Origin of the sequence: Sphingomonas hankookensis, from assembly GCF_001619955.1 — a bacterium.
GTDB classification, from domain to species: domain Bacteria; phylum Pseudomonadota; class Alphaproteobacteria; order Sphingomonadales; family Sphingomonadaceae; genus Sphingomonas; species Sphingomonas hankookensis_A.
The window spans coordinates 1-18,162 of sequence record NZ_LQQO01000032.1 but is presented as its reverse complement, the minus strand read 5'-3'; the positions used below and the strand labels follow the sequence as shown (position 1 = coordinate 18,162).

At 68.3% G+C, this 18,162-nt stretch carries 18 protein-coding genes; 4 read left to right on the top strand and 14 right to left on the bottom strand.

From position 1 onward, the window contains the following. Nucleotides 1-62: 62 nt before the first annotated feature. The 8 genes from AVT10_RS18280 to AVT10_RS11665 all read right to left on the bottom strand — a co-directional run bounded on the left by AVT10_RS18280 (nucleotide 63) and on the right by AVT10_RS11665 (nucleotide 9,297). The gene (locus AVT10_RS18280; RefSeq protein ID WP_066691461.1) at nucleotides 63-743 is read right to left on the bottom strand and encodes a hypothetical protein; all 681 of its coding nucleotides are present in this window, start codon (nucleotides 741-743) and stop codon (nucleotides 63-65) included. Next, nucleotides 719-910, bottom strand: coding sequence for a hypothetical protein (locus AVT10_RS17845; protein WP_084401642.1), 192 nt, complete (start codon nucleotides 908-910; stop codon nucleotides 719-721). Before AVT10_RS17845 ends, AVT10_RS18280 begins: the two co-directional genes overlap by 25 nt. Nucleotides 911-1,259: 349 nt before the next feature. Continuing rightward, nucleotides 1,260-3,599 carry a bifunctional diguanylate cyclase/phosphodiesterase gene (locus AVT10_RS11690; protein WP_066691459.1) on the bottom strand — a complete coding sequence of 780 codons (2,340 nt, stop codon included), beginning with the start codon at nucleotides 3,597-3,599 and terminating at the stop codon, nucleotides 1,260-1,262. A 180-nt stretch (nucleotides 3,600-3,779) separates the two neighbouring features. Then, a complete protein-coding gene (locus tag AVT10_RS11685; RefSeq protein WP_157092764.1) occupies nucleotides 3,780-4,427 on the bottom strand; it encodes a hypothetical protein in 648 nt (215 codons plus the stop codon). A gap of 123 nt (nucleotides 4,428-4,550) precedes the next feature. Then, entirely contained in the window at nucleotides 4,551-5,045 is a 495-nt protein-coding gene (locus AVT10_RS11680; protein WP_232308001.1) for a hypothetical protein, read from the bottom strand. After that, the gene (locus AVT10_RS11675; RefSeq protein WP_066691452.1) at nucleotides 5,042-6,157 is read right to left on the bottom strand and encodes a hypothetical protein; all 1,116 of its coding nucleotides are present in this window, start codon (nucleotides 6,155-6,157) and stop codon (nucleotides 5,042-5,044) included. Before AVT10_RS11675 ends, AVT10_RS11680 begins: the two co-directional genes overlap by 4 nt. A gap of 313 nt (nucleotides 6,158-6,470) precedes the next feature. Further along, entirely contained in the window at nucleotides 6,471-7,811 is a 1,341-nt protein-coding gene (locus AVT10_RS18575; protein WP_198158574.1) for a hypothetical protein, read from the bottom strand. Between the two features lie 100 nt (nucleotides 7,812-7,911). Next, nucleotides 7,912-9,297 carry a tetratricopeptide repeat protein gene (locus AVT10_RS11665; RefSeq protein ID WP_157092763.1) on the bottom strand — a complete coding sequence of 462 codons (1,386 nt, stop codon included), beginning with the start codon at nucleotides 9,295-9,297 and terminating at the stop codon, nucleotides 7,912-7,914. Between the two features lie 232 nt (nucleotides 9,298-9,529). Here AVT10_RS11665 and AVT10_RS11660 point away from each other — a divergent pair, with 232 nt between their 5' ends. Further along, entirely contained in the window at nucleotides 9,530-9,817 is a 288-nt protein-coding gene (locus tag AVT10_RS11660; RefSeq protein WP_232308000.1) for a type II toxin-antitoxin system ParD family antitoxin, read from the top strand. Between the two features lie 172 nt (nucleotides 9,818-9,989). On the opposite strand, the gene AVT10_RS11655 is transcribed toward AVT10_RS11660, so the two are convergent. Beyond that, the gene (locus AVT10_RS11655; RefSeq protein ID WP_066691448.1) at nucleotides 9,990-11,327 is read right to left on the bottom strand and encodes an ABC1 kinase family protein; all 1,338 of its coding nucleotides are present in this window, start codon (nucleotides 11,325-11,327) and stop codon (nucleotides 9,990-9,992) included. Nucleotides 11,328-11,452: 125 nt separating this feature from the next. Between AVT10_RS11655 and AVT10_RS11650 the strand changes: the two genes are divergently transcribed. Further along, nucleotides 11,453-12,490 carry a GSU2403 family nucleotidyltransferase fold protein gene (locus tag AVT10_RS11650; protein WP_198158573.1) on the top strand — a complete coding sequence of 346 codons (1,038 nt, stop codon included), beginning with the start codon at nucleotides 11,453-11,455 and terminating at the stop codon, nucleotides 12,488-12,490. 22 nt (nucleotides 12,491-12,512) lie between these two features. Here AVT10_RS11650 and AVT10_RS11645 read toward each other — a convergent pair whose 3' ends face one another. Continuing rightward, nucleotides 12,513-14,966 (bottom strand): TonB-dependent receptor, encoded by a 2,454-nt coding sequence (locus AVT10_RS11645; RefSeq protein ID WP_066691446.1) that lies wholly within the window; start codon nucleotides 14,964-14,966, stop codon nucleotides 12,513-12,515. Between the two features lie 206 nt (nucleotides 14,967-15,172). Here AVT10_RS11645 and AVT10_RS11640 point away from each other — a divergent pair, with 206 nt between their 5' ends. Continuing rightward, nucleotides 15,173-16,366 (top strand): Fic family protein, encoded by a 1,194-nt coding sequence (locus tag AVT10_RS11640; RefSeq protein WP_066691444.1) that lies wholly within the window; start codon nucleotides 15,173-15,175, stop codon nucleotides 16,364-16,366. Here AVT10_RS11640 and AVT10_RS11635 read toward each other — a convergent pair. The 4 genes from AVT10_RS11635 to AVT10_RS11620 form a co-directional block, all read right to left on the bottom strand. After that, nucleotides 16,357-16,611, bottom strand: a complete 255-nt coding sequence (locus AVT10_RS11635; protein WP_066691440.1) for a WGR domain-containing protein — start codon at nucleotides 16,609-16,611, stop codon at nucleotides 16,357-16,359. The genes AVT10_RS11640 and AVT10_RS11635 overlap by 10 nt on opposite strands. Nucleotides 16,612-16,691: 80 nt before the next feature. Further along, nucleotides 16,692-16,931 carry a hypothetical protein gene (locus tag AVT10_RS11630; protein WP_066691436.1) on the bottom strand — a complete coding sequence of 80 codons (240 nt, stop codon included), beginning with the start codon at nucleotides 16,929-16,931 and terminating at the stop codon, nucleotides 16,692-16,694. Beyond that, nucleotides 16,928-17,410 carry a hypothetical protein gene (locus AVT10_RS11625; protein WP_066691433.1) on the bottom strand — a complete coding sequence of 161 codons (483 nt, stop codon included), beginning with the start codon at nucleotides 17,408-17,410 and terminating at the stop codon, nucleotides 16,928-16,930. The genes AVT10_RS11630 and AVT10_RS11625 overlap by 4 nt, the downstream gene beginning before the upstream one ends. Next, nucleotides 17,407-17,658, bottom strand: a complete 252-nt coding sequence (locus AVT10_RS11620) for a hypothetical protein (protein WP_066691425.1) — start codon at nucleotides 17,656-17,658, stop codon at nucleotides 17,407-17,409. Before AVT10_RS11620 ends, AVT10_RS11625 begins: the two co-directional genes overlap by 4 nt. Before the next feature lie 214 nt (nucleotides 17,659-17,872). On the opposite strand from AVT10_RS11620, the gene AVT10_RS11615 reads away from it, so the two are divergent. Continuing rightward, entirely contained in the window at nucleotides 17,873-18,133 is a 261-nt protein-coding gene (locus AVT10_RS11615; protein ID WP_066691422.1) for a hypothetical protein, read from the top strand. Nucleotides 18,134-18,162: the final 29 nt, after the last annotated feature.

The window sequence follows — 18,162 nt, the reverse complement described above, 5'->3', positions numbered from 1 at the left end:
CATCAGACGGAGAAGAGAGAGGCAAGCAAATCCCTTTTGCGTTAGCGACTTGCCGGCGGTCCTTAGGTGGCGTGGCCGGTCGCGGCCACCTCCAGCATGAGAGGCTCATGGATCCCGATCCGGATCTGCTCCAGGCCATAGGGAACAAGTAGTGGCGTGACGTTCTCCAGCGCACCTTGCAGCCAAGATGCGCGATATTCTGGAGCGATGATTACCGGCATGATGGGGGCGGGCTCGTCGCCGATACAGCCAAGCATCGCGAAATAGCGCGCATTCCCTATCTGGCGCCATAATCCCGCTACGGTGAACAGCGGTTGGTCCTCCAACGTGAACCACGCTGCCCGCATGTCCCCGCCATGGCGACCGACGAGGGTCGCGGTGCAAGCGGTCAGTGGGATCAGACAGCGCCTTTCCGGCTGTTCGGCCAGCTTGCGCCACCAAGGCAGCGACAGGCTGAGGATCCGGGTCGTCGGCCAACACGTCTCGCCCCCGCTGATATCCCATCGTTGGGTATCGAGGCTTAGGCCTTCTGTCCCTTGGCGGATGACGAAGGCAGGATGACCGGGCAGGAGATTTTGCAGGTGCGAGCGCCCGCTCCAGGATATCTGGTGCTGCCAGGTGATGTCGAACGCCGCACATAGTTCGCGTGCGCTGTGGTCCAGCCTTGCGAGATCCGTGATGGGTTGCCGTGTTCGAACCATTGGGCGGGACGCAGCGATCACGAAAGGGCAGACCACAGCCATTTGCGGCGTGTCCGCGAATAACGACGTCGAATCGACTGGCAGAGCAGGATATGCCGGCGATGGTCGTTTTCCAGCATGACGACCCCGAACAGGACGAACACTGTTTTCCACTGACGCGTCCGGGCAAAGGGACGGGACAGCGACACCTTGGGAAAGCGCAGGATCACGTTTGTTTCTTTTATTAGGAGATGCGCGACTGAACGGGACGGGATGCCGTCACTACGGCTGTCCCCGCCCGATCAAACCAATCTAAATCAAGGAAAAGATCATGCCCATGTCGTCCGGGCCGCTGTCTCACCTATGAGACAGTCGGGTTCGGAAGACATGTCGACCCGATCAATCGAGTGCCGGGCTGAGTATCCGACGAACCACTCGCGTCAGGATCGGACAACCAAAGCCGATATCCGTATCGAAGCATTTGAGACGCGCTTTCGACACGTGGCTTCAGCAGGCTCAGCGACTGGTCCGGAGCAACGCTTTCGTTTCGCTGCGATTTCGTACCGGTGGTGGCCGGTCCTACCCCGCCAACCGCTCTGGCCCGTCCCGCCCCCGCACCGGCAGCGGCCCCGGTCGGCCGAGCAGATAGCCCTGCGCCTCGTCGCAGCCCTGTTCGCGCAGGAAGGCGAGCTGTTCGGGCGTTTCCACCCCCTCGGCCAGCACCGGAATGTCGAGGCTCTCGCCCAAGGTCAGCACCGCGCGGACGATCGCCGCCGATTGCGGCGCGCCGTTCAGTTCGGCCATGAACGACCGGTCGAGCTTGATCTTGTCGAACGGGAACGACCGGAGCGTCGACAGCGACGAATAGCCGGTGCCGAAATCGTCCATCGCCACCGACACGCCGATCGCCTTGAGCTGGCGCAGGATATGGATGGTGCGCACCGGATCGGCGATCATCGCGGTTTCGGTAATCTCCAGCTCGAGCCGCGCGGGCGACAGGCCGGTGTCGAGCAGTACCTGCTGCACCAGGCGCGGCAGGTCGACATGGCCGAGCTGTACCGGTGACAGGTTGACCGCGATGCGATGCGGTTCGGCCCAGCTGGCCGCCGTGGCACAGGCGGTGCGCAACACCCATTCGCCGATCGCGAGGATCAATCCGGACTGTTCCGCCAGCGGAATGAAGTTTGCCGGCGACACGCTGCTGCCATCCGCACGGGTCCAGCGCAGCAGCGCCTCATATCCGGTGATGGCGCCGGTCCCGACCGATTCCTGCACCTGCCAGTGCAGCGAGAATTCGCCGCGATCGATCGCGGTGCGCAGTTCCTTCACCATCCGCCGCCGCAGCCGCACCGTCTTGTCCATTTCCTCTTCGTAGAAACAGGCATCGGTCGCGATCGACGCCTTGGCACGGTACATCGCCAGGTCGGCATTGTTGATCAGCGTCGAAAGTTCGGTCGCGTCGCGCGGCCAGAGGGCAACGCCGAGGCTCATCCCGCAACTGGCCTCGATCCCGCTGTGTTCGATCATCACCGGGGCGGTGATCGCATCGCGCAGCCGGTCGATCAGCTGCGCGGCGTCGTCGGGTTCGGTAACCGGCATCACCGCGACGAATTCGTCGCCGCCCAGGCGCGCGATGAACTCGCCGGGGAGGAGAGCGGCCTTCATCCGTTCGCCGATGCGCGTCAGCAGCTGGTCGCCCGCCGCATGGCCGTGCATGTCGTTCACTTCCTTGAACCGATCAAGGTCGATCGACAGCAGGGCGACGGCACGGTGCGTGCTGTCGGGACCGGTTTGGCGCGCCAGCCATTCGAGGAACGAGGTGCGGTTGGGCAGGCCGGTCAGGCTGTCGTTGCGCGCCAGATGGGCGATGCGGCGTTCCTGCGCGATGCGGGCGCGCAGGTCGCGGATCGAATAGATGGTCTGCGGACAGGCACGCCGCTGGTCGAAGCGGACCGCGATCTCGACCGGGATGTCGGTGCCGTCGTGCGCGGTCAGTGACAGCTGGGCGATGCGGTCGGGATCGGCGGTGGCGATGTCGGGAATCCAGCGCGCCAGCGGCTGTCCGATCACCGCCGCGTCGCCACCGACCAGCGCGGTAAGGGCGGCGTTGACCGCCAGCACCTTGCCGCCCTGCACGATCACCATGCCGTCGACATTGCTCTCCAGCAGCTCGCGCAGGCGGCGGCGGGTGTCGGCGCGCGCCTGCGCGTCGAGGATATAGGTGGCAAGGCCAGTACCCACGACCAGCGTGCCGACCCCGGCGACCGCGATCGCCATCACGATCGTCGCGGTACTCGATCCGACCTGACCGATCGCCGGGGAGAACGGGGTGACGATCATCGCCGCCATGCCGGTGAAGTGCAGCAGCACGATGCTGGCCACCATCAGGCCGGTCGCCCACCACGGCCCGGCAAAGCGCCCGGTGGCCCGCGCCCGATCGAACGCTAGCGCGCCCAGCGCCACCGCGAACAGCACCGATAGCGCGACATAGCCGTGCGACCAGCGCACCATGCCGCGCGCGACGAATGCCTGCATCCCGACATAATGCATCACGCTGACCGTCAGCCCGAACAGCGCGCCGCCCAGCGCGGCCGACGGGTGCCAGCGCCGGGTGGTCAGGTGCAGCGCGCCGGCGCTGCCAAAGATCGCGAGCAGCAGCGATATGCCGGTCAGCCGCGGTTCGTACGCGACCTCTACGCCGGGCTGATAAGCGATCATCGCGATGAAATGGGTGCACCAGATCGTGGCCCCCGTCGCCGCCCCGCCCAGGAACACCCACGCCATGCGCGTGCCGCGTTCGGCATGGCGGATACGGTCGAGCAACCGGATGGTGATCATCGACCCGACAAGGCAGAACCATGCCGCCAGCCCGACCAGCGCAAGGTTATGCTCTTCGGTCAGGCAAGTAAGGAAACGCATATGCCGGACTCCATTCATCCGGCCGTTACGCTTACGTTTCTAAATGAAACGTTATCCCATGGGGGATAGCGGTATCAGGGGTACGGTTCGGTACAAAGGCGGAATGTCGCGGAACGTTTTTCGGGGTGATCGATCAGGCCCCCGCCGCCGCGGCGGGACCATGCGCGGCGGCGAAGCGGGTCAGCGGCGGGCCAGCGCCTTCATCGCGTCGAGCGCGATCTGGCGGCCCACCGCATAGGGGCCGGCGTCGGGGGCGGTCGCGCGGACGAAGCCGTGTTCGCCCGCGACCCACGGCATCGGGCGCGGGGCGGGGCGGCCGGCGCTGACGCCGCGGGCCACCACCTGTCCGCTGGCAAGGTCACGGGCGACGATCCGCCAGCGGCCGTCGTTCATCGCCACGACCTCCAGCGTCCATTCCGCCTTGTCCAGCAGCGCGCGGGTCTCGATCGCCTGGACATTGGTCGTGTCGGCGCCCAGCGCCCCGGTGCGCAGGATCGCGGTCCGGTCGATCAGGCGGACGCCGGCCCCCGACAGGCCGTCGGCAAGGCCGCGCTCCATGTCGAAATCGGCGCCTTCGTCGGCCGCTGCCGCGCGCGCGCCGCTGTCCTGTGCGCGGGTGGTGCTGCGCAGTTCGGCGTCGAGATGGCCCGGTTCCCGCTCGACATGCAGCGTCGCCACGTCCTCGTGTCCCGTCTCGACCTCGGCGGTCAGTTCGCGGTTCCACAGCAAGGCGACGCGCGGTCGGCCGGCGCGGGCATAGGCGGCGGCAAAGCGGTCGATCGCCGCGCGGTCGGGATCGGCGACGGGCGGGGCTGCGTCCATCGTCATGGGCTGGCCGGCGCGCATCCCCTGTCCGGGGGGCGGCCATCGGCGGGCGTCCGTCGCGCCACTGGCCATGGGCCGGCGTGGTAGCGAGCAGCAGCGCGAACAGCGGGAGAAGGTGGGTGCGCATCACTGGTCGCTGCGCAGTTCGATCAGATAATGCGCGACCGCGTTGGTGGCGGTCGAGCGTTCCTGATAGGTCGCCATCGACAGCGGCGCGATATGCACCACCTTCCAGACCGAAGTCGGCTCGGTCGGCGCCTGTCCGGCGTCGAGGAAGGACGAGCGTACCTCGACCACCAGTGGGTCCTTGGTACAATTCACCAGGCGCGCCATCACCTCCAGCGTGTCGGTCGGGGTGCGACGGGCGAACAGCCCCTCGACCACCACCTTCTTCCACACCCGGTCGTTCATCTGCACCGCATCCAGCGAGACGGGGGTCATCGCGCGCGGCACATTGGCGACCAGCGCCGGGCCGACCGGCGCCTGCGCCCGCCGCGCCGCGCCGATCCGGCACTTCAGCGGCCGGTTCTCCCGCGCGGCGACCGGGGTTTCGGGCACCAGCCCCGACAACAGCAGCGCGGCGGCGCCCAGCGCCACAGTGGCAACCGGCGCGATCCTCACAGCTGCTGCCCTTCCAATGCGGTGCGGAACGCCTTGTTCTTCAGGATCACCGGCTTCTTGCGGGACTGCGATGCGGCGACGCCGGCATCCTCACCGACCACCGCCTCGCCATAGACGGCGGGACGCGAGCGCAGCCACACGATGCCGCACCCCTTGGCATCGGCGCGCATGTTCATGCCCTTCAGCTCGACCGGGCCTTTTTCACCGGCATAGGCGACGTTGTAGGTCCAGTCGGGCGACGCTGCCTTGGCCGTGCCGATCATGATCCGATCGGGCAGGCCGTCCCAAGCGCGGATGTCGGCATTGGTCTTCATCGCGCTGGAAAAGATCGAGAGGGCAAGGCCGGCCATCGCCATATAGCCGCCGCCATCGCCGCCCATCAGCCCCTGCGTCATCAGCGCGGTGTCGACGCCGTCGGTCCCTTCCTTCCAGTTCGCCTTGCCATTCATCAGCCCGTCGATCGCGCGGCCGCCGCGGGTCGTCGCCTGGTAGGTGACGCTGCTCGCCTCGATGAGCGGCAGGGTGACCGGCGTGCCGGCGGGGCCATGGGTGACGGTGGCCAGCGTTTCGGGATAGGCCTCGCCGGCCTGGAACAGCAGCTTCTGTGCCTGTGCCCCGTCGCGCGCCTTGACCGGGCCGTTGCCCAGTTCGGCGATGAACAGGATATTGTCGCCCTCGGCCGGGGCGGTCAGGCCCTTTTGCGCCTTGGCCGCCAGCTCGAAATATTCGCGCGCCTTGCCATCGTTGCGCCCTTCGCAGCGGCGGCTCCACCCCTGGAGATAGTTCATCGCGGCGAAGTCGCTCTGGAACTCCTCGGCATCGGACAGCGTGTCCATCCGTTCGGCATTGTCGAACGAGATGCGCGCATTCTGGTAATCGCCGTCGCGCAGGTACAGCAGGCCGCGATAATAATAGGCCATGGCGCGCTCGTACGGCTCGCCCTTGTAATCCTTGTTCGATTCATTGTGGAACACCGACCGCGCGGTCGCCGCCTGCGGATTGTTGGCATAGATCGTCTCGATCCGGCCCAGCGCCTGGTCGAACGCCCATGCCGCATCCTTGTAGAAGCCGCCCTCGAACGCGGCGAGGCCGAGACGCTGGAAATTCAGCACCGCGTTGCGTTCCCCGCCCGGTATAGAGCGTGCGGTAGAGCGGGCGCAGCGGTTCGGGGCGCGCATCGGCATAGGCGGCGATCTGGTCGGGATAGGGACCCTCGCCATATTTGGCGCGCAGCTCGCGCATCCGGCGCTCCTCCGCCTTGGGGGCAGCCTTGGCCGCCTTGGCCGCTTCCTTGGCGGCAGCCGGATCGACAGCGGCGGGTGCTGCGGCATCCTGCAGCGGTGTGGCGAGCGACGGCGTGGCCAGCAGCGCGATCAGGCTGGCGGCGGTGATGAAACGACGCATGTAAATCCCCCCGGATCAGGTTCAACGATAGACGACGTCGTCACCCGCGGCGCGCAGGATGACGTAGGGTTGGCTGGTCCACGGCAGGTCGCCGGTTTCAAGGTCGACCAGTTCGAACACGACCTGCGTCCGACGCTGGACCAGGCCCGATTTCATGTCGCGGGAATCGAGCGAGCTCATCTTGCCGACCAGCTGGTAGTCGACACCCGACACGCCCTGCGTCATGCCGCGGGTGCCGGTGTCGGCGACGCCGGTGCGCTTCAGCTCGCGCTCGCGCATCACGATGTCCATCGATTCCCGGCTGACGAAGCGGATGCGCCCGGCGGCGGCACGGCTGAGGCTGGCGCGCAGCGCGCCGGTCACCATGTCGCGGTCGATCCGCTGCGAGCTGTCGTTGTAGAATTTCTCGCTGTCGACGACGATGCGCGGCGGGGTGGGCGTGCCGACGATGTCGGGCCGCGACAGCAGGTCGCGCACGATCTGGTCGGCGATCATGTCGATGTCGCGCGATTCCAGCCCGACGCCGAAGATCGCGCCGCGCCCGGTCGGGTCCAGTTCGGTCGCCTGCGTGCCGCGCCGGTTGCGCTGGGCCGATGCGCCGTCGGCCGGCGTCAGGGCGGCCAGCATGACCGCCGCAATCATCAACGAACTCCGCATCCTGCTCCCCCCAAATCCGGGGGCATCATCCCGCACGAGGGCAATGCGCGACATACACCGAAGCATGTAGGCCAAATGGGGTATGCCATATCCCCGGCCCATGCGGCCCAGCAGCGCGACCAGGTCCGACTGGCGCGACACCCCGGTCTTTAGGAAGATGTGCCGCAGATGGACGCGCAGCGTCGCCGGGCGGCAGTCGCGCGCGGCGGCGGCGGATTCGAGCGAATGCCCGGCCATCAGCAGCGTCGCCAGCGTGGTTTCGGCGGGCGTCAGCCCGAACGCCTCCTGCCACAGCTGGGGCGCAGGGGCGGGGCGGCGATTGGGGGCGAGCAGCGTCGCCACCGCGACCCCCGCCGGCGCATGGAGCAGTCGCGTCGCCCACGGGATCGGCCGGACGATCAGGATCAGCGTGTCGCCCCCGCGGCGGAACCGCACCGCTGCCGCCGCCGGCGCGACCCGTGCCGTGGCGCGGGCAAGCGCGGCGTCGATCCGGGCCTGTTCGCCCGGCGCCCCGCTCCACGGTGCCGCGCCCAGCAGCGCATCGAACGCCGCCGTGGTGGACAGCGTCCGCCCGTCACGGTCGATCAGCGCCATCGCATCGTCGCGGTGGTCGACCTGCCCCTGCCAATAGGCGTCGCGCGCCGGTTCCGCCCCCTCCCGCTCGCGCACAGTTTCCGTGATCGCGACGACATCCGTCCCTGCCATTTTCCGGTTCCCCCGAACCATTTGCCCCGTGGACAACGGTAGCGGGAGCGGTGTGTCGACGCTGGCGGCAAGGTGTCGCAAAGCGTCGCATTGCGTGGCGTCAGGCCGGTTCGATGCGGTCCTGTGCCAGCATATCCAGTGCCTTGCCGATCGCGGCGTCGCCGGGATAGCGCGCGCGGATGCGCCGGACGAAGCCCGCCGCGCCCCAGCGTTCGCCGCGCGCACGGGCATCGTTCAGGACCGCCAGCAGCGCCGCCCGGTCCCCCGCCATCGCCGCGACGAACGCGGACCAGCTATGGTCTGGCCGGTCGGTATTCTGGGTAAAGGCCGCCGCGCGGCTGAGGATCACGGCATAGGTCGCGGCATGATCGCCGCTGCGGTCGGCGGCAAGCGTGCGCCCGAGCGCCGCGCTATAGGTCGCCAGTTCCGGTTCGGCGCGCAGCCGGGCGCGTTCGGTGAGGTGGCGGACATAGCCCGCGACATCGCCCTCGGCCAGCGCGACGACGCTCAGGCAGTCCTGCACGCTGGCGAGGTCGGGATGCCGCGTCGCCAGCATCGCGAACACCGCGTCCGCTTCCCCCCGGCGGCCCGCCGACCACAGGCCCCAGCCATAATCCGCCAGGATGTGCGGTGCGCCGGGGGACAGGGTGCGCGCGGCGTCGAACTCGCGCATCGCCGCCGCATCCTCGCCATTGTCGGCCAGGATATTGGCGTACCACAGATGCGCCAGCGGGTCGTTCGCCCCGTGGGCGATGGCGCGGCGGAACAGCGTGCCGGCGCGGGCGGGATCGCGATACCACCAATAGGCGATGACCCCGTCGACCCGGTCGGCGACCACCGACGCCGGGTCGATCGCCCGAGCCGCCGCCGCTGCCGCCTGTGCCCGGCCCAGCGCCTGCGCATCGCCGGCCGATCCGAATTCGCGGGCCAGCAGCCATGCCTCGGCCAGCGCCTCGTGCGTCGGGGCGTGGTCGGGGTGGCGGCGGGCGATGGCGGTCAACGTCGCGATCGCCGCGCGCAGCCGGGGGGCGGCACGCATCGCCACATCGTCGCGCGCGGCGACATAGCGGGCGTGCGATGCGGTGTCGAAACCGGGGGCGGGACGCTCCCGCTGCCATCCGCCAAGCGTCACCGCGCCGCCGCCCAGCAGTAGTGCCACCGCCGCGACCAAAGGCCAGCGGCGGCGGGGACGGGCAGGAGCGGGGGCGGGCAGATCGGGGGCTGCGGGTGCGGGCGCAGGGGGTTCGGCTACGGGCGCTTCGGACGGGTCGTCCGGTACAGGGTCGGGCAGCGCGCCCTGTCCGGCGCGCCATGCGTCCAGCTCTGTGGCCAGCGCATAGGCGCTGCGTGCCTTGCCGCCGGGCAGGGCATGGACCGGCAGGGCGCGTTCGCGTGCCCAGCGGATCGCGGTCGACCGGTCGCGCCCCAGATAGGCCGCGATCGATTTCCACCCCTCGATCCGCTCCGGCCCCCCGGCCTGTCCCATCGCGCGCCCCATTGCACACTGCCCCCGCAGCGATTGGCCCCAGCGATACCGGGGGTCGGCCGACCGGTCCAGAGGGCGCGGGACCGGCCAAAGTTCACAAAGTTCACACCCGCACGCGGTTTGCGCGGCATGCGGTTCGAGGGCGGGCAGGCCAGGAGCGAAGCGATTGTGACGTGGGAGTGCCGTGTAGGAAAGCGATCAATTTCACGCGTTATCAACTGTTGATAACGTCATGTATCTGGCCGCGAGGAGACTGGCGATGATTAGCGCGGACCTGGGAAAGCAGCTGGAAGGATTCGTGGCGAAACTGGTCGCCGAGGGGCGCTATAATTCGAAGAGCGAGGTGCTGCGCGAGGGGGGCCGGCTGATACAGGATCGCGAGGCGCGTCTCGCCGCACTCGATGCGTCGATCGCGCGGGGGATCGCCGATGCCGATGCGGGGCGGGTTCGTGACCTTGATGTCGTTTTCGACGAACTGATTGCGGCCTTGGAGCAAAGGGCTGGCGCGAAAGCCGGATGAAGATCGTCGTCACACCAAGGGCACAGACTGGTCCCAGGCATATCGTGCTGCGCTTTTCAAATTTCAGGCCGTACCCCCCGCCTGTGCGGGGGTACGGCCGCAAGGTCAATTGATCCTGAAACCTGGCCGCGAGGTCGACCGGGCATCGGGACCGCGCTGACCACCCATAGCCCTACATGTCGACAGGTCGACCTGTCGCCTGCGCCGCCATGCCCCGCACATCGACCCGCGCCTTCAACCGGGCCCCCAAGAGCGCGGTGCCGCTGATCTTGCGCTGTACGAACAGCGTTTCGACATGCGGTACGTGCCAGGTCGCGCGGTCGGCGGCGAGGGCCTTTGCCTCCTCGCGCACTACCGGCACGAAGGCGCGGTCGCCGAAGTCGAACGGGCCGGGCCGCGCCATCGCGTCGTCGATCGCGGCGATGATCCGGTCGACCGCCGCACGGTGCGCGCGCACCGCTGCTGCCCCCAGGAACCCGGTTTCGACCGCCACGTCGCGGATCGTATCGCGGTCGCGCGCCAGACCGGCGGCGATCAGGCGGCGGTAGGCATCGGCGGTATCGGGCGGCACCCGCCGCGTCGCGCCGAAGTCGAGCAGGACGATGCGGCCGCTATCCGCCTGCCAGCGATAATTGGCGAAATTGGGGTCGGTCTGCATCTCGCCGAATTCGAACAGTTCGCGCAGGCAGAGGTCGATCAGCGCGGTCATCGCGGCGTCGCGCGTCGCCTGTGGCGCGGTGGCCAGCCCTTCGATCGGGGCGCCGTCGAGATAGTCCATGGCGAGGATACGGGTGGTGGTCAGCGCCTCGATGGGCCGCGGCACGGCATAGCGCGGGTCGCCGTCGAGCCTTGTCGCATAGCGGCGCATCGCGTCCGCCTCGCGCGCATAATCGGCTTCGTCGGCCAGCTGGCGCTTGGCCTCTGCAAGCAGCGGCTTGAGGTCGAGTTCGCGCGGCAACAGGTTCGATACGCGCAGCAGCGTGGCGACATTATCAACGTCGGCGTCGATGCTTTCGCGGACGCCGGGATATTGCACCTTGATCGCGAGGCGCCGGCCATCGGCCAGCTCGGCGCGGTGGACCTGCCCGATCGAGGCGGCGGCGATTGGGTTCGCGTCGAACTTTGCGAGCTTGCCGCGCCAGTCCGGCCCCCATTCGGCGATCAGCAGCCGGTCGAGCTGCGCGGGGGGCATGGTCTGCCCCTGATTGCGCAAGCTTGCGAGGATGGTGGCCAGTTCGGGCGGCAACAGGTCGCCCGCATCCATCGAAATCATCTGCCCCAGCTTCATCGCCGCGCCGCGCAGGTGCGACAGCCGGTCGGCCATCCGCTTCGCATTGGCGGGTGTGAGAATCAGGTCGCCCATGCGCGGGCGTTCCCCGCTGGCGATGCGGCGTGCGCCCTCGGCCAGCATCCCGCCCGCGATCCCGCCGGCAAGGCGTCCGAAACCGGACAGGCGCGACAGGCGGCCGCTGGGCACGGCGCAGCCGGGGCGAAGAGGTTCGTCGGTCATGGGGAGTGGAGCGAGCGGGCGGGGGAAGGGTTCCGGTGCGTGCCCGAAGGGGCGGGGGGCGTCCGCTAAGACAGCGTTATCCCCTTTGCGTTGATTTATTTTGTAAAAGGGATAACCGTGCGGCCATGTTGGACCTGAACGCGCAGCAGACCCGGCAGCTGATCGATTGCGAGCAGCTCTATGCCACCTATCGCGACACGACGCGCGAACTGACCATGCGCTATGTCGGGTCGATGACGTGGAAGACGGTCAAGGAGCGGACCTATCTATACCGCAAGATCGATGGCGTCTGGAAAAGCCTGGGCGCAGAGGATGATCGCACGCGCGAAGCCCATGCCGCCTTCCATGCCGGGCGCGATACGTTACGCGAACGCCGCGACCGGCTCGACCAGCGGCTGCGCGAGATGGCCCCGGTCAACCGGGCGCTGCGCCTCGGCCGGGTGCCGCTTACTTCGGCACGGATCCTCCGTCGGCTCGACCGCGAAGGGGTGCTGGGCCGCGGGATGAAGATCGTCGGCACCCATGCACTCTATGCCTATGAGATGATGGGCGGGGTGCAACTGGGCGAGGAGGCGATGACCACGATGGACATCGACATCCTGTACGATGCGCGCCGGTCGTTGAAGATCGTCGGTGATGTGCGCGCGGACGGGCTGATCGGGCTGTTACAGGGGCTGGATGGCAGCTTTCGTGCGACCGAACCGGGCAGTTTTCGGGCGGTCAACGATGCGGGCTATATGGTCGACCTGATTACCCCGGCGACGCGGTTTCCGGCCGATGCGCGTGCGCCTCCGCGGATCGGGGAGCCGGCGGACGATCTGGTGGCGGTGGAGATTGCCGGGCTGGCGTGGCTGGAAAATGTGCCGGTGGTCGAACGGATCGTCATCGACGAACGGGGATTGCCGCTGTGGATGGCGGTGCCCGATCCCCGCGCGTTCCTGTGCCACAAACTGTGGGTTGCCGGTCGGGCCGATCGCGACGTGATGAAGCAGCGCCGCGACAGGCTTCAGGCGGAGACGCTGGCGCGGATGCTGGCGACGCGCTTGCCGGCGATGCGGATCGACGATCCGGCGCTGGCCGCCGTGCCGAAGGCGCTGCGCGAACCGGGGGCCGCGCTGCTGGCGTCGTTCGCCGGGGGCGATGCGGCGGGGTGGGACGATTGATCCCACGCCCGCCGCGCGTCGCTCAGAACGACGCCGACACCGTGACGCCATAGGTGCGCGGGTCGCCGGGCTGGCCGACGATCAGGCCGGTATTGCCCGACTGGGTCGCCAGCAGCTCGTAGTAATTCTGGTCGAAGGCGTTGCGCAGCCACAGGAACGCATTCCACCCGGCATCGGCGCGGTAGCCGAGGCGGAAGTTCGCGATGCTATAGCCGTCGATATAGGTGTAGGCCGAGGGCGAGGGATTGGACGAGAAGCGCGAGCGATAGCTGCCGTCGAAGCCGAGATAGGCATTGCCGTCGGTGTCGCCGAGCTTCGCCGGCAGGGTATATTCGGCGCCATAGCTGAACGCCCATTTCGAGATGCCGGGCAGGCGCTGTCCGGACACGTCGCATGCCGAGGGGCTGACGCCGCCGGGGGTGCCCGCCGGGCTGGTCTGCTGGCCGGTTGCCGGTGCGGTGCCGCCCGACAGTTCGGGCGGGCAGGGGGCGTCGGTGAAGCGGACGTACTTCGCATCGGTATAGGCGGCGTTGGCGTAGAGATTCAGCCGCTCGGTCGGGCGGAAGGCGGTGTCGAGTTCGATCCCGCGCGTCCTGACCGCTTCCGCATTGGCGAGGTAGCCGCGCAGCACGCCGAGCTGTCCGTTGGTCACCGTCGCCTGATAATCGGCGATGTCGGTCCAGAAGGCGGCTAGGTTGGCGGTGACGCGCCGGTCGAGCCACTGGGTCTTCAGCCCCAGTTCGTAATGGTTGACCCGTTCGGGCTTCACCTGTGCCGCCGCGAGGATCGGGTTGTTGTTCGCATCGAGCGGCAGGCCCGACAGGTTGATGCCGCCCGACTTATAGCTGCGGGCATAGGTCGCATACGCATGGACGTCGCGCGCCACGTCATAGGCGATGGTGACGTCGCCCGATGCGTTCCAGTCGTCGAAATCGGGGCGATAGCTTTGCGGGGCCAGCACGCCGCAACGGTCGCGCGTCACGCTGCTGGCGGCCTGCGACGCCGCCGAACAGTTGAGCAGCGCGCCGGTGCCGGTAGTGATCACCGACACGTAATCGCCGGTCTTCTTGTCGTAATTCACCCGCAGCCCCGGCGCGATCGACAGCGCGTCGGTCAGGTGCCACGTCAGCTTGCCGAACACCGCCGCGCTGGTGTTCGAAAAGCCGATGGTGTTGCGCGCGGTCAGGCCGTTCAGCACCGCCGGGTTGGCCGCATTCGCGCCGGTCGGGTTGAGCAGGAAGCGCGACGCCGCCGGCCCCTGTACCTGCAGCCCCTGCGTATCGATCGTCTGGTGGAAATAGAACAGGCCGGCGACGTAATCGACCGCGCGACGGCCGTTCGACGCGATGCGCAGTTCCTGGCTCCATTGGCGCTGCTGCGACGGATTGGCCGATACGGTGGTGATCGGCAGGCCGGTAAAATCGCGGTCGTTCGACGGGTCCCAGTTCCAGAACCGCCACGCACTGACCGAGGTCAGCGTCGCCGCGCCCAGATCGAGATTGCCGACCAGCGAGACCCCGCCCAGCTCCTGTCGCGCGCGCAGCGGGGTGTCGAGGTCGGTCAGCCGGTCGAACGCGTCGGTCGAGGGCGCGGCATAGCCGAACGCGCCGGCAAGGGCCGCATATTGGCGGCTGAGCGGGCGCTGCGTCGTGCCGGTGCGGACATAGATCTGCGCGCAGCAATCGGGGTTCTGGTGCCCGTAATCGCCGTACAGCGTCACATCGAGGTTCGCGGCGGGCTTCCACAGCAACTGCCCGCGCACGCTCTGATTGTCCTGTGCATTGGCATAGCCGCCCAGTACGGTGTTGCGGATCGTGCCGCGCCGCGAGGTGACCGAGGCGGAGATGCGCGCCGCCAGCGTGTCGCCGATGATCGGGCCGGAGGCGGATGCCTTTGCCTGGATGAAGTCGTAATTGCCGGTGGTCAGCTCGACGCGCGCTTCGGGGGTGAAGCTGGGCTTGCGCGTGGTGATGTTGATCGCGCCGGCCGTCGTGTTCTTGCCGTACAGCGTCCCCTGCGGCCCGCGCAGGATTTCGATCCGTTCGGTGTCGGTGAAGTCGAACGTCGCCGATGCGATCCGGCTGTAATAGACCCCGTCGACATAAATGCCGACACCCTGTTCGATGCCGTCATTGGTCAGGCCGAACGGCGCGCCCAGCCCCCGGATATTGGCGGCCGAATTGCGCGGGTTGGTCGAATAGAATTGCAGCGTGGGTTGCAGCTGCGTCAGGCGGTTGACGTTGTACGCCCCAGTGTCCGCCAGCGTCGTGCCGCCGACCACCGACATCGCGATCGGCACCTGCTGCACCGTTTCGGCGCGACGGCGGGCGGTCACGACGATCTCGCCCGTGTCGGCAGGCGCGAGGCGGCCGGTATCGGCGCGGGGTTCCTCCTCCGGTGCCTGTACGACCGGTTCGGGGGGCGGCGATGCTTGCGCGGCGACCTGCGCCAGAATCAGCGCCAACGACAATGCCATGCGTAATCTCCCTGTCTTTGGTGGGAGAATGGCGCAGGCTCTTATGCCTAGCAATAGCGTGGGGATTTAGCGCGCCCTAGTTTGGCTTTGGGGAAGCGGCACGCGCACAAGCTTTCAAAAAAGCGATAATCTACCATGTTTGTAGAAGGTTAAATACATAACCTTTATTATAGATACCGAAGCCGATGCCATGCTAAGGATTGGTGATGCACCGCGACGACCTTTGCCACGCGATCCGCGAGCGGCTCGAACGGCTGCCGGATCCCTATGCCGCGCATTACGGCGTGGTGCCGCCACCCCCGCCCGAGGGTGCGATACCGCTCGGGCAGGGGCTGGCCGACCATGGCCGGGCGGTGGCGGCACTGGCACGGGTCGACCTGCTCGCCGGGGAGATGGCTGACCCCTATATGGTCAGCCGCCTGCTCACCCGGCGCGAAGCGGTGAGCAGTTCGTCGATCGAGGGGACGTACAGCACGCTCGACGAGCTGCTCTCGCTCGAGGAGGAGGCGGACGACGGCGACCGCGCCGCCGCGCGGCAGGTGCGCGATTATGCGCTGATCCTCGACCGGCTCGTGCCGCAGGCGGCGGCGCAGGGGCCGGTATTCTTCACGCCCGCCCTGATTGCCGAGCTGCACCGGGCGGTGGTGCAGGGCGACCCCGGCTATCGCGACGCGCCCGGCGCCTTGCGGGAATGCGTCGTGTGGATCGGAGGACCGCGCGCCGACATCGCCTATTCGCGCTACAACCCGACTCCGCCGGCGCGGATCGAGGCATGCCTGGACGACACCATAGCCTATCTGCGCAGCGAGGGGATGCAGGGCATGACGCAGAGCCTGATCGAGCGCATGGCGATTGCCCATGCCCATTTCGAGGCGGTGCATCCGTTTCGTGACGGCAATGGCCGGGTCGGGCGGCTGCTGCTGCCGCTGATGATGGCGGCGGACGGCACGGTACCGTTGTACCTGTCGCCCTATATCGAGGCGCATCGACAGGCCTATTACAACGCGCTGGCGGCGGCGCAGCAGCGGCTCGACTGGGGCGCGATGGTCACGTTTCTGGCCGATGCGGTCACGGGCACGGTCGACGAGCTGATGGCGACGCGCGCGGCACTGGTCGCGCTGGTGACGGCATGGCGGGGGCGGCGGCGCTATCGCGGCGGGTCGGCGGCGCTGCGCACGCTGGCCCTGCTGCCCGACTATCCGGTTCTGACCGCCCGGCGGCTTGGGGAGCGGTTGGGCGTGTCGCCGCCGGCGGCGAATGTGGCGATCGAGCAACTGGTCGCGGCGGATGTGCTGCGCGAGCGGACCGGCTATCGCCGCAACCGGGTGTTCGTGGCGCATGAGGTGCTGCGGGTACTCAACCGGCCGTTCGGGGTGCTGCCGATCGTGGATCAGGCATAGCCCACCCCGATCCGCCGCACCGCGCCCGCGCGGCGGCGCAGCAGCGCACGGACATGGGCGAGGGCGGCATCCTCGCTGACGAACGCGCGCACCAGGCGTTGCCCCGCCCGCCCGATGCGGCCCCATTGCGTCTCGACCAGCAGTATGCCGAACAGGTCGCGATAGACGACCACCCGCCAGCGCCGGGCAATGCCGCGTGCGGAATCGCGGGCGGTCAGTTCGATCGGCATGAACGGCAGCTCCATGGCGGCACTATCGCGTAGGCGCGCGTGCGTGTCGCATGGATTGTCTGAATCAGTGCGGCGCGATCGATCGACCGGGTGAATCAACGGCGGCGGCGCAGCCGGGCGGCGTGGAGAATGTCGACGGTGCGGCCATGCCCGCGCCATCCAGCGCGCACCATCTGTCCGACCCGCTTGCCATGCAGCAGTAGCGGCAGCGCGAGCAGCGCCACGGGAAAGAAGGCGAGCGCCAGCGGCGATCCTTCGAGCGCCGCCGCCATCGTGCAGGAGAGGGCGAGCAGCGCCAGCCCGGCCCCCTTCCAGCGCAGGTCGCGACGGGTCATGCGGCGCTGTTCCCATCGGCGATCAGCCGCGTCGCGGCTGCGGCCAGCACCGCCGCCATGCCGGTGGCGTCGGCATCGCGCCCGCCATGCCACAGCAGCAGGTCGGCGGGGGCCTCCGCCTCCTGCAACAGCGCGCCGCGCATGTCGGTCATGTCGAACGACAGGCCGATCGCCGGATCGTGCAGTCGCGCGGCGGCGGCGCGCGCGCGGCCGATCATCGCCGGCGACCCGTCGATGCCGCGCCCCTCGATCGCGGTGAAGCCCATCGCGCGGGCATGGCGCGCGACCTCGATCAGCAGCGTGCCACAGGCGCAATCGGCATCGACGATCCGCACCGCATGGCGACGGGCGTCGCGCAGGTCCTGCAACGCGGCGACGATCTGCGGCCAGCGCGGGTCGGCGCGTACCGCGCGGCGAATGGGGGCCAGACGCGGCGCGATGCGCTGCGCGGCGGGAGCGATGCGGGCGGTGGTCCTCATGCCGCCACCCGTTCGCCATCGGTGAGCGGCGCGAAGGACACGCACGGGACCAGCGGCGCGGTCGCCATGCACAGCGTGGCATGGAGCATCTGGCATTCGCCGCGCGCATAGCCGATCGCGGCATCGCGCGAGACGAACCGTCCTTCGAGGCGGTGGCCGCTGTCCTGCACCAGCCAGTGGCCGGCGGCGTCCTGCCCGACATGGATGGTTGCCGGTTCGTCAGGCTCCGGATCGGGTTCGCGTGACATGTAATCTGTCTTCCAAAGGTCGGGCGTCCTGCACCCGCCGCCTTCAGCTATGCCCCGCCGTATTGGGTTTCGAGAGCGATTCCAGACAATTGCATAGCGCACGCATAGTGCGGCGCGGTGATTATGCCGACGCTATGCGAAAGCGGGAAATCGCTCTCGTCTTGCTATGCCGCGCCCGATAGCTGGTGTGCCACGTTGGAGAGGGAGACGTGGCATGGAGCGATGGCGAACCCGCCGGGCCGACCGGACCTTGCGGCTGTTGGGGCTGGTGTTGCTGGTGGTGGCGGGAGCTGCGCTGTACTGGCTCTACGCGCTCCATGTGCCGCCGCAATCGGCGGGGCTGCTCGCCTATGGGCTGGGCGCGGTCGCCTATATCGGGGCGAGCAGCGGCGCGGCATCGGTGATCCTGGGGCGGCATCTGTTCGACGAGGTGACGATCAGCCCGCGTTGGGGACGACGGACCCATACTGATTAGACCCCATGACTGCCGGAGCCTTGGAGGCT

Bases quoted from the DNA above. Each gene is read 5' to 3' on its own strand.
- AVT10_RS11615 (WP_066691422.1), top strand. From the start codon at position 17,873: ATGGAGCGATGGCGAACCCGCCGGGCCGACCGGACCTTGCGGCTGTTG.
- AVT10_RS11640 (WP_066691444.1), top strand. From the start codon at position 15,173: ATGCACCGCGACGACCTTTGCCACGCGATCCGCGAGCGGCTCGAACGG.
- AVT10_RS11690 (WP_066691459.1), bottom strand. From the start codon at position 3,599: ATGCGTTTCCTTACTTGCCTGACCGAAGAGCATAACCTTGCGCTGGTC.
- AVT10_RS11635 (WP_066691440.1), bottom strand. From the start codon at position 16,611: ATGGAGCTGCCGTTCATGCCGATCGAACTGACCGCCCGCGATTCCGCA.
- AVT10_RS11660 (WP_232308000.1), top strand. From the start codon at position 9,530: ATGTATCTGGCCGCGAGGAGACTGGCGATGATTAGCGCGGACCTGGGA.
- AVT10_RS11665 (WP_157092763.1), bottom strand. From the start codon at position 9,297: ATGGGACAGGCCGGGGGGCCGGAGCGGATCGAGGGGTGGAAATCGATC.
- AVT10_RS11620 (WP_066691425.1), bottom strand. From the start codon at position 17,658: ATGTCACGCGAACCCGATCCGGAGCCTGACGAACCGGCAACCATCCAT.
- AVT10_RS11655 (WP_066691448.1), bottom strand. From the start codon at position 11,327: ATGACCGACGAACCTCTTCGCCCCGGCTGCGCCGTGCCCAGCGGCCGC.
- AVT10_RS18280 (WP_066691461.1), bottom strand. From the start codon at position 743: ATGGCTGTGGTCTGCCCTTTCGTGATCGCTGCGTCCCGCCCAATGGTT.
- AVT10_RS11645 (WP_066691446.1), bottom strand. From the start codon at position 14,966: ATGGCATTGTCGTTGGCGCTGATTCTGGCGCAGGTCGCCGCGCAAGCA.
- AVT10_RS11625 (WP_066691433.1), bottom strand. From the start codon at position 17,410: ATGAGGACCACCGCCCGCATCGCTCCCGCCGCGCAGCGCATCGCGCCG.
- AVT10_RS11650 (WP_198158573.1), top strand. From the start codon at position 11,453: ATGTTGGACCTGAACGCGCAGCAGACCCGGCAGCTGATCGATTGCGAG.
- AVT10_RS18575 (WP_198158574.1), bottom strand. From the start codon at position 7,811: ATGGCAGGGACGGATGTCGTCGCGATCACGGAAACTGTGCGCGAGCGG.
- AVT10_RS11685 (WP_157092764.1), bottom strand. From the start codon at position 4,427: ATGACGATGGACGCAGCCCCGCCCGTCGCCGATCCCGACCGCGCGGCG.
- AVT10_RS11630 (WP_066691436.1), bottom strand. From the start codon at position 16,931: ATGACCCGTCGCGACCTGCGCTGGAAGGGGGCCGGGCTGGCGCTGCTC.